At 70.6% G+C, this 9,321-nt stretch carries 8 protein-coding genes; 6 read left to right on the top strand and 2 right to left on the bottom strand.

Features of this window, described 5'->3' with window-relative positions; genetic code table 11:
* Positions 1-658: 658 nt before the first annotated feature.
* Complete coding sequence (locus ACFVX9_RS39005) at positions 659-1,102, bottom strand: hypothetical protein (RefSeq protein ID WP_387986959.1); 444 nt, start codon at positions 1,100-1,102, stop codon at positions 659-661.
* A gap of 652 nt (positions 1,103-1,754) precedes the next feature.
* On the opposite strand from ACFVX9_RS39005, the gene ACFVX9_RS39010 reads away from it, so the two are divergent.
* From ACFVX9_RS39010 to ACFVX9_RS39025, 4 genes are all read left to right on the top strand, one after another.
* Positions 1,755-2,201, top strand: a complete 447-nt coding sequence (locus ACFVX9_RS39010) for a hypothetical protein (RefSeq protein ID WP_387986961.1) — start codon at positions 1,755-1,757, stop codon at positions 2,199-2,201.
* 458 nt (positions 2,202-2,659) lie between these two features.
* Positions 2,660-3,241, top strand: a complete 582-nt coding sequence (locus ACFVX9_RS39015; RefSeq protein ID WP_387986963.1) for a hypothetical protein — start codon at positions 2,660-2,662, stop codon at positions 3,239-3,241.
* A 323-nt stretch (positions 3,242-3,564) separates the two neighbouring features.
* The gene (locus tag ACFVX9_RS39020; RefSeq protein ID WP_387986966.1) at positions 3,565-4,056 is read left to right on the top strand and encodes a signal peptide protein; all 492 of its coding nucleotides are present in this window, start codon (positions 3,565-3,567) and stop codon (positions 4,054-4,056) included.
* Positions 4,057-4,771: 715 nt separating this feature from the next.
* Positions 4,772-5,146 carry a transglycosylase SLT domain-containing protein gene (locus ACFVX9_RS39025; RefSeq protein ID WP_244293774.1) on the top strand — a complete coding sequence of 125 codons (375 nt, stop codon included), beginning with the start codon at positions 4,772-4,774 and terminating at the stop codon, positions 5,144-5,146.
* 111 nt (positions 5,147-5,257) lie between these two features.
* On the opposite strand, the gene ACFVX9_RS39030 is transcribed toward ACFVX9_RS39025, so the two are convergent.
* A complete protein-coding gene (locus ACFVX9_RS39030) occupies positions 5,258-6,541 on the bottom strand; it encodes an amidohydrolase family protein (RefSeq protein WP_387986970.1) in 1,284 nt (427 codons plus the stop codon).
* Positions 6,542-7,073: 532 nt separating this feature from the next.
* Here ACFVX9_RS39030 and ACFVX9_RS39035 point away from each other — a divergent pair.
* Entirely contained in the window at positions 7,074-7,409 is a 336-nt protein-coding gene (locus ACFVX9_RS39035) for a DUF5132 domain-containing protein (protein ID WP_387986972.1), read from the top strand.
* Between the two features lie 191 nt (positions 7,410-7,600).
* A partial coding sequence (locus ACFVX9_RS39040) for an ABC transporter transmembrane domain-containing protein (RefSeq protein WP_387986975.1) occupies positions 7,601-9,321 on the top strand: 1,721 nt, incomplete at its 3' end.

Raw genomic sequence — 9,321 nt, forward strand, 5'->3', positions numbered from 1 at the left:
GAACGTGCTGTGGGCGCTCCTGCGCGACAACCGGATCTTCACCTCCGCCCCACCGGTCGCGCAGGCATCTTGACTTCATCATTGAGACTCCAGGAATTGACGCAAGACCTGTTGGTTCTTGCGGGCCCCCTCGGAGTTGTAGCGGGGTGGGGTGCCGGACGGTGCCACCCCTCCCAGGATGCCGCGCAGGAAGCACCTGCGCATGGCGCCGGTGGGCGTTCGGGGGGAGCTGGAGGAGCAGCTGCAGCTGGGTGTACGGCGGCCGTAGGTGGATGCGCCGCCCCGGTGGCCGCTGCTGGCCCCGCGTGGCCCTTCGCCCAGGCCCGCGCCCAGTCGAGGCCGGCCTCGAAGCGGGCTTCGGAGGCCGACTGGATCATCCCGAGTGCGTCAGGACCAGACGGTGACCTGCTCGGATGCCGGTCCCTCGCCGGCTCGCGCGGGCGTTGCGACACACGGCGTTTCTCATTGTCCCGCTACCTCGAAGTGCTTGGGTATGGGCGTCTAATTGTGGTTTGTCATGATTTTTCATCAGGTGTCCTGTGTCGCTTGCGCCTTGTCGCGCGGGGGTGCGGGGCGCTTTTTTGTGAGGAGAGGTGAACCTGCGGATGAGCGCTCGTACTCGTGGACAGGGCGATCCGCCGTGGTACCGGGTCGGCCGTCAGCGGCCCGTGACCGTGTTCAACAGGGCCCTGTCCGGTGAGGCGACCCCGGGCGGTGCCGTCGTCGCATCCGATCCGGTCGGCTCGGGCGGACGGCGTGGGGAGCGCGGTGCGGGGGTGGTGTCGGTGGGGAGCGCGCTGCTGTCCGGTATGGCACTGCTGGCGGCCACGGCTCCACCGGCGACCGCCGCGCCGGTGGGGGCCGTGCCGGTGCGGACGCAGCGGGCTGATCCGTCGCAGACCTTCACCTTCACCGGCGCTTCGCAGACCTTGACGGTTCCGGCGGCGGCGGTGGTGACGATCACCGCGGACGGTGCCGGCGGCGCCGACAACACCGGCACCGCCTGTTCCGTCACGGGGACCGGTGGGGCGGGGGCGCGGGTGGTGACCACCTTGCCGCAGACCACCACATCGACGACCTTCACCGTCAACGTCGGCGGCACCGGTGGCAAAGGCTGCAACGCCACCGGGACGCCGGGTGCCGGCGGGTTCAACGGCGGCGCCCCAGGGGGCGGTTTCCCGCTCACCGGTTTTCATTTCGAGGGCCCGGGTGGAGGCGGGGCCTCCAGCGTCAGCACGGGCGGCTCCCTGCTGGTGGTCGCCGGGGGCGGCGGTGCCGCCGGCGGCACCGGAGCGGGCTCCAGGGGAGGGAACGGGGGCAACGGCGGGACAACGCCGGACGCCACCGGCGGCACCTCGGGAAGTGCCACCGGCCCTGGGGCTTCGCCGGGGCAGGGCGGGGGCGGTGGCAGCACCAGCACGAGCACCGGGGGTGCCGGCGGGGCCGCCGGCACCGTTCCGTCCTGTGCGGTCATGAACGGTGGGCCGGGGAGCGGGTTCTCGGGTGCCACGGTCGGTACCGGTGGCGCCGGGGGCAGCTTCGACGGCGGCTGCGCCGCTTCTGAGATCGCTAGTGGTGGCGGCGGTGGGGGTGGGTACTTCGCCGGCGGGGGCGGCGGCAGCGGCGCTGTCAACAACAGGGGCACCGCAGCAGGTGGGGGAGGGGGTGGTGGGGGCAGCAGCTTCGCCACTCCCACGGGTACCGGCACGAGCTATGCGCTCTCGACGATCGGGACGGCGAACCACAGCGGCCAGGTGATCATCTCCTACACGGTCCCGTCCCTGACCATCACCAAGACCCACGCCAGGCACTTCACCCAGGGGCGGGACGGCACCTACACCATCGCCGTCGGCAACGCCGCCGGGGCCGCCCCGACCGACGGCACCACGGTCACCGTGCACGACACCCTCCCCGTGGGGCTCAAGGCCGACAGCATCAGCGGCACGGGCTGGACCTGTGACCGGGGCACGCTCACCTGCACCCGCAGTGACGCCCTTCCCGCCGGGAGCAGCTACCCGCCCATCACGCTGCAGGTCGATGTCTCCTGCCGGGCCGACGACGAGGTCACGAACACCGCGACCGTCACCGGGGGCGGCGACACCACCACCCACACCGCCACCGACCCCACCACGATCAAGCACCACAAGCACGACGAACACGACGAGTACGACATGCGCTGCGACCACCACGAGCACTGGTAGACCAGCCCGGGGTCCGACGGGACGAAGCACCGGCCGCCAGCACGGTGGCCGGTGCTTCGTGCTGTCCGGTGAGGGCCCGTCCTGCGGAGTTCTTGTTGCCAGTTGAGGCGGTCCTCGGCGAGCCAGATCTCGAGGGCCAGGTGCTCGCTGCGGCGTTCACGTCCCACGCTTCGGCTTCGTCGCGCACCGCCTGGTCACATCAGCTGGGAGAGTTGCCCGGCGTCCCCGTCCCTATCCGTTCGGGACGCCATCCCGGTCCGCGCCGTCCACACCCTGAGCCCGGCCACCGAGCCCGGCCGGGCGTGGCCATCGCCTGCTCAGTCGCAGATCTTGTGATGCTGGGTCGTCCTCGGCTCCCACGGCGATCGACCCCCTTGAGTGGCCTCCCGGAACGCCGTGCCATGCTGGCCGACCACGGGTGACCGTGATCGCCATTGCCGCAAGCGGAAAGAGACACGATGCGAATCCCATGGCGCCGACGGCAGGCCGGGCGATCACGACGGCTCCTCGAACTGGCGGGTGTGAGGCCAGGATCGGTAGATCACAGCGACGACCTGGACGTCTGCCGGCAGGTCGCATTTCGGGCAGCCCGGCGGGACTGCGGCGCGACCGCTGAGGTGATGCTGGTCGTCGAGGAGTTGCTGAACGACGAGGCCGAGTACGAGTTCGTTGTCGCGCTCCTGGAGAACCTCCAGAACCTCGTCTCCCACGGACTCGACACGTTCCGGTCTCCCGACGAGATGCGCCTGCTGCTTGGACCCCGAAGCGCGATCTGCTGGGACACCGTGGCCGGCTTCTGGACTGCGGTAGCCGACTGGCGGGTTGGCATCGGTGCGCCGCTGGAGCCTGCCGCCACTCTCCTCGACGTCCAGAACGAAAACCTGCGGATGCTTCTGTGGACGGCGAACAGAACCCTCTCCACTGGCGAGAAGCTCGGGATCGCTGACGCTGTTCGCTACGAGAAGGCCGTTGGGTCGCCCATCCCCGGATTCAGCCACATCGAGGTCGCACGGCGCATCACCGGACAGGACAGTCCCTGACCCGCCGACGGGGGAGCGTGCAGACGTCACAAGATCAGCGACGCGGCTCCGCGCGAGGCCACCCCGCCGGCGGATCGGCCCCCCGCGATCTCTGCCGGGCCGGCAGCCTCGCGTCTCCCGGGCCTCGTTCCTGGAGGGTCCTGGGCGGGGCCGCCGGTCCGGTGCGGATGCGCGTTGGGTCATTGGTGTGCAGGGTGGATGGGTACGGTCCGGGCTGCCCGGCGGCGGCAGTCCGTCCAGCCGGGGATGCGCTCGGTGGGTGGGTGATCGCCCGGCCGCCGGTGGACTTCCCGGGAGCGCCGTCGACGACCGAAGGAGACACCATGCCCACCTGGAAGGTCCTCCGCCGGGCTCTGGCCCCGACCGCCCTCGCCGCCGTGTTGGCCGCGCCGTTCACGATGCCGTCGCCGGCGCTCGCCACGGGGGCCTTCGCCCCGCAGGTGGTGACCGCTGTCGCACCGGTCTCGTTCGTCGGCCTGCCCGACCGGCCGCTGCCGTCCGACCACGCGGCGCACCCGATCACGGTCACCTACCGCAACGACTCGTCGGCGGACCGGACCGTCGCCCCGCAGATCCTCGTCGAGTCACCGGACGACGGGCCCTTCCTCGCGCCGACGGACATCAAGCTGGAGATCCTGAGCGGCGGCCACTGGAAGACCGTGCGGCTGGCCAGCGAGACCGGCACGCTGTACACCGACCTCACCCCGGCGAAGCTGGTCCTCCACAGCCATCACACCCTCACCCAGCGGTACCGGCTCACCGTCGTCAACGCCGGCCCGGGTACGGTCCAGCCCAGGATCGCGCTGTACGCCTGAAATCCTCGGGGCTTCGCCGGCCGCGTGGGCCGCGTGGGCCGCATCGAGATGCCCGGTGACTCGTACACGGTGACGAACGACGCCGGGACGTCTTCGGAGCGGGGGAAGCCGGCGGGACGGGCGTCTCGGTGGCCGGCCGGGGTCCCGTGACGGCTTCGCGCCCTGCCCGCCTGTCGCCGTGCCGACCAGGGGGCCGACAGCCGCGGCGACGCGCTGTGGTGCCGTTCCCGCGTCGGCCGGGTGTGGTGGCGGTCTCAATGGCAGCCGATTGGCACTGACTCAAGGTGATGACGGTGGGTCGGTCGGTGACGGCTCCGGGGGCGGGGCCGTGAGTGCGCTCACATGCGAATGCGGTGTACGACGACGGATAGTGGTGTCCGTTTTGCACTATTTTGCAACTATTTGGCATGTTATTGGGGGGCGTTTGCGCAGGCCGGGAGGGTTCGGCGCGCTCCGGGCGGCCCGCCTCTCGAATCAGTGCCGGTCTCTTGGCTACGACGGCGGGTCGTAGCGAGGGGGTCTTGGCGAGCGCCGATCCGGTCTGGCAACTTTGCATTCATCGCCAGCCACACCGGCTCCTGTCCCGCCGGTGAACGGCTCACCGCCGAGTCACATCCCGCGACCGTTCGGCCCCTGTCCGGCCACGGTCGAGGCGGGGAGTGACACCGGCCCAACTGATTGAGGTCTTGTCTATATGCCCGCTTTCAAGCTCCGCATGCGTACCTCTGCCGTGATTCTCGCCGGTGCCGCCGGTGTGACCGCCCTCGGTGCCGCGGTGGTCCCCGCCGTCGCCTCGGCCGCGGACGCCTCCCCGCAGGCCCTCGCCGCGCAGATCGTGCCGGCGGACCAGCTGGCCTCGTTCAGCCAGATCATCTCCCACGAGTCGGGCTGGAACGTCACGGCGACCAACCCGAGCTCGGGCTCGTACGGTCTGGGCCAGGCGCTGCCGGCCTCCAAGATGGCCTCGGCGGGCGCGGACTGGAAGACCAACCCGTCCACCCAGATCAAGTGGTCGCTGGACTACATGAACACCCGCTACGGCAGCCCGAACGCCGCCTGGAACTTCTGGCAGGCCAACCACTGGTACTAAGCCGACCATTCGGCTTCCCCTCACCCCGGGGGCCGGACAGGGGCAACCGGAGTGACCCACGAAGGGCCTGTTCCCGCGCATCTGCGCGGGAACAGGCCCTTCGTGTTCGGGTCAGCCGAGCTCGTTCTTGTGGACGACGCCGTCCTTGACGATCAGTCGCAGGTTGCGTTCGGGGTCGGCGAGGACGGACAGGTCGGTGGTCGGGTCGCCGTCGACGACCAGGAGGTCGGCCCATGCTCCCGGCGCGATGACGCCGAGTGGCGCGGCGCGATAGGGGTCTCGGCGGCCGGACAGGCGGAACAGCTCGGCGTTGCCGGAGGTGGCCGTCCGCAGGGCCTCGACCGGGCTGAGGTAGCTGCCGAGCCGGACGAGCATCTCGTTCTGCCGGTGGGCCTTACCGGGGTCGAGCACCAGGTCGGTGCCGAAGGCCAGCCGAACGCCGTGCTTCACCGCCCAGGCGATGGTGCGGGCGACGCCTTCACAGACCTCGCGGTTCTTGCGGTCGCTGTCCGGAGAGGCGTAGTGGTGGTCGTCGACCTCGAACGGCTGGGTGCTGAGCCACACGCTCTGCTCCGCGAGGTAGCGGATGGTGTCCTCGTCGACGAGGTGCCCGTGCTCGATGCAGCGCACTCCGGCCCGCACCGCGCGGCGGACGCCTTCGGAGGTGTAGACGTGCACGGTCACGTAGGTGCCCCAGTCGGAGGCCGCGGCGACGGCGGCCTCCAACTCGGCCGTGGTGAACTGCAGGACGTCCAGCGGGTCGAACTCGGAGATGACCCCGCCGCCGGCCATCAGCTTGATCTGGGTGGCTCCCTTCTTCAGCTGCTCGCGCACCGCGGCGAGCACCCGTTCCGGCCCGTCGGCCACCCGGGTGAACCCGATCTGTTCGGTCCGGGCCGGTGGCCCGCCCAGGGCGGTCGGGGCGTCGTGGACCGTCCCGAAGTCGCCGTGGCCGGCGGTTTGGGAGACGGCCGCCTGGCTCGGGTAGATCCGTGGGCCCGGGAACAGCCCGCGGTCCAGCACGCGCCGGAGAGGTTCGGTGTCTCCGGCCATGTCCCGCACGGTGGTGAAGCCGCGCATCAGCATGTCGCGGGCCGCGGCCAGGGCCTGGTAGTGGAGGGTGCCGGTCGGTGTGAGCCGGAGCTCCGTCATGGTGCTGCCGATCGCGAACAGGTGGACGTGCGCGTCGGTGAGGCCGGGGAGGAGGGTGCGGCCGCCGCCGTCGAGCACCGTCGCGCCTTGGGGAATGCCGCGCGGGATCGGGGTGCCGAGGACCACCTCCGCGATCCTGTCCCGTTCCACCCGGACGTGCCCAGGCACCGACTCCGCTCCGATCCCGTCGAAGACACGCACGTTCGTCACCAGCAGTCCGGCACCCGGTTCGTCGACACCCATGTCGCCATCTTCGGCCGGTCACAGGGCCGGGACCAGGGGGCCGGACGGATCGGTCGGTCCGGCGGTGCCGGGTCGTCAGCCGACCGGCCCAACCTCGGGTGCGTCCGGCCACCCGGACTGGTGGGCTGTGGGGGAGTTCTTCCGGGTGAGGGTGCGAGCGGGGGAAAGAGGCGGACAGGGGTCAGTTGTCGGACGCGCGGGAACTCGGAGATCGCGATTGATCGCTAAATACTATTATCTGCCAAGTTGATTGGCACACATACCTTGATTCGTTGCGGTTGGTGGTTCGGATTGCACTCGCACGAGTGAATCCCGTTGAGAATGTTTGGTTTTGGTGAGCTTGGCTCGACTACGGTGACGGAGGATCGGGCGGTGGGCCCCGGCGGCGAGGACTTTCGGTTCGGCGGGAAATCCGCGACGGGAACCGGTCACCCCGCGAGAGGGGTACTTCCGTCCGTCCTACTGTGCGCGCTCCGGAGTCCCAAGCGCCCGGGTCCCCTGTCATCTGTCTGCGTAGAGAGGTTGGAACACCATGCCGCCCGTAGTTCCGCCGTTCCTGATCGGTCTTGTCGTCGCGCCGCTGGCCAAGCGCCTCCTCAAGCCACTGGTGCGCGGCGTCGTCAAGACGTCCGTCGGCCTCGTCATGGAGGTGAAGAAGGCCGCTCAGGAGGCCGGCGAGAACATCCACGACCTCGCGGCCGAGGTGGCCGCCGACATGGTGGCGGCTCAGGTCATCTCCGGTGACGGCCATCGCGCCGCCGAGCATGCGGCCCCGGTCGAGGAGAAGACCGAGGTGATCGACCCGGGCGAGGCCGAGGCGAGGACCCCGAAGATCCGTGCGACCGTCGGTGCCGGAAAGGCGCACTGACGCACCGGCACGACCTGACCCGCCGCCTGGACGCACACCGCGACCGAGCTCGCGAGCTGTGTCCACGCGGTGGTCGGCCGCGGGCCTTCCGGCCGCATCGGCCGCCCGTTCATAATTCCCACTCCGTCGCAGTGCTCCGTCGTGCCCGATGACGGATCGCCCGTGACCTCCGCAAACAGGTGATCGTACACATGCCATCTCTGCTGGGTGCCGCAGCCGGAATCCGCTCCGTGGATCTGGACGCGAGCCCGCGCTCGGTCATTCCGGGCCGCCAGCGCTGGGACGTCAAGCTGGTTCTCGGACGGCCCCGGACGGCCGACGTCCTCGCAGCGGCCCTGCGCCGCACCCCCGGGATCACCGAGGCGCAGGCGAACCCGATCACCGGTGGGGTCCTCGTCCGGCACGAACCGCAGATGCCTGCCGCGGATGTCGGCCGGATCCTGCGCCGGGCGGTCGCCCAGGTGGCGGCGCGGCCGGTCGCGACAGGACGTCCGGCGCCGACCCGGCCCGCCGCCGAACCGGCTTCGTCTCCGGGTCGCGGTCCCGCGCTGCGACCCGTCCTCGCCGTGGGTGCTGGGGCAGCGGCCGGCATCGCGCTGATCCGCGGGTCGGCGCTGAGCAGGCAGCTGGTGGCGCTCGGCGGGGTCACGGTCGCGACGGTCGCCGTCGTCCGAAGGGCTTGGCACAGAGCGGTCGAGCGGACCAGGGAACTGTCCGGGGCCGGCACGGGTCTGCACCCGTTGCGGGAGATCGTCGGGCCGCACCGTCGGCGCCTCTACCGGGCCTCCGCGCTCTCGGTCGCCTGCCAGGTCTCGGAAATGGCGCTCGGCACTTTCCTCGGCTGGACCGCCCTGGTTCTCATCAAGGGCGAGGCCGCGCCGCTGGTCCGCTTCGGCCTGACCACCGCGACCGCCCAACTCTGGGGCTTGGCAGGGCTGGTGACCATCGCCTGTGCTGCCGTGGCAGGTCTCTCGTACGCCTCGAACCTCCAGTGGCGCGGGCTCGGCCAGGACATCGAGCACGACTGGCGGAGCCGCACCTACGCCCACGTGCAGCACCTCGAACTGGGGCACCTGGAAGGCGAGCGGACCAGCCGGATCGCCGGCGTGCTCACCGACGACGTCCGGCAGCTGGGCAACTTCTTCGCCTCCTCGGCGAACGACGTGCTGCAACTGGGCACCAGCCTGGCCCTGTTGGTGCCGGCGTTCCTGCTGCTGGCACCGCAGATCGCCTGGATCGCGTTCCTGCCGATCCCGGTCATCGCCTGGCTGTCGCTCCGCTACCAGGACAAGGCCGCGGCCGACTACGCCCTGTCCGGCGAGCGCCGGGCCAGGCTGCACAGCCAGCTGGTGAACACCCTGGAAGCCGGCGCCACCGTCAAGAGCTTCTGCACCGAGGACTACGAGGCCGAGCGCATCGACCGGCTCAGCGAGGAAGCCCAGGAGAGCAACCAGCAGACCGACCGGGGCACGATCCGGCACGCCGAGGTCGTCCGGGTCTGCACGACGAGTTCGATGGCCGGCACCCTGCTGATCGGCGGCCGCTCCGTGCTCAACGGCACCCTGAGGTTCGAGGTGTTCAGCCCGCTGATCGGGCTGCCCCAGATGGTGATGCTGCGGATGAACCGGCTCGGCGGCATCGTCGACCAGTACCAGCGCACGCTCGCGGCCTACGACCGGGTCCAGCGGCTGCGGGCCCTGCCCGTCGAGACCGAGGGCACCGGGGGTCCGCTCGACGTCGAGACGGTGAAGGGCGAGATCGTCCTCGACGACGTGACCTTCGCCTACCCCGGCCGGCCGCCGGTCCTGGAGGACCTGTCGCTGACCATCCCCGCCGGGCAGGTCACCGCCCTCGTCGGCGCCACCGGCTCCGGCAAGACGACCATCGCCAAGCTGCTGATGCGCTTCCAGGA

The sequence above is a fragment of the Kitasatospora sp. NPDC058243 genome, from assembly GCF_042882025.1.
Classification (GTDB): domain Bacteria; phylum Actinomycetota; class Actinomycetes; order Streptomycetales; family Streptomycetaceae; genus Kitasatospora.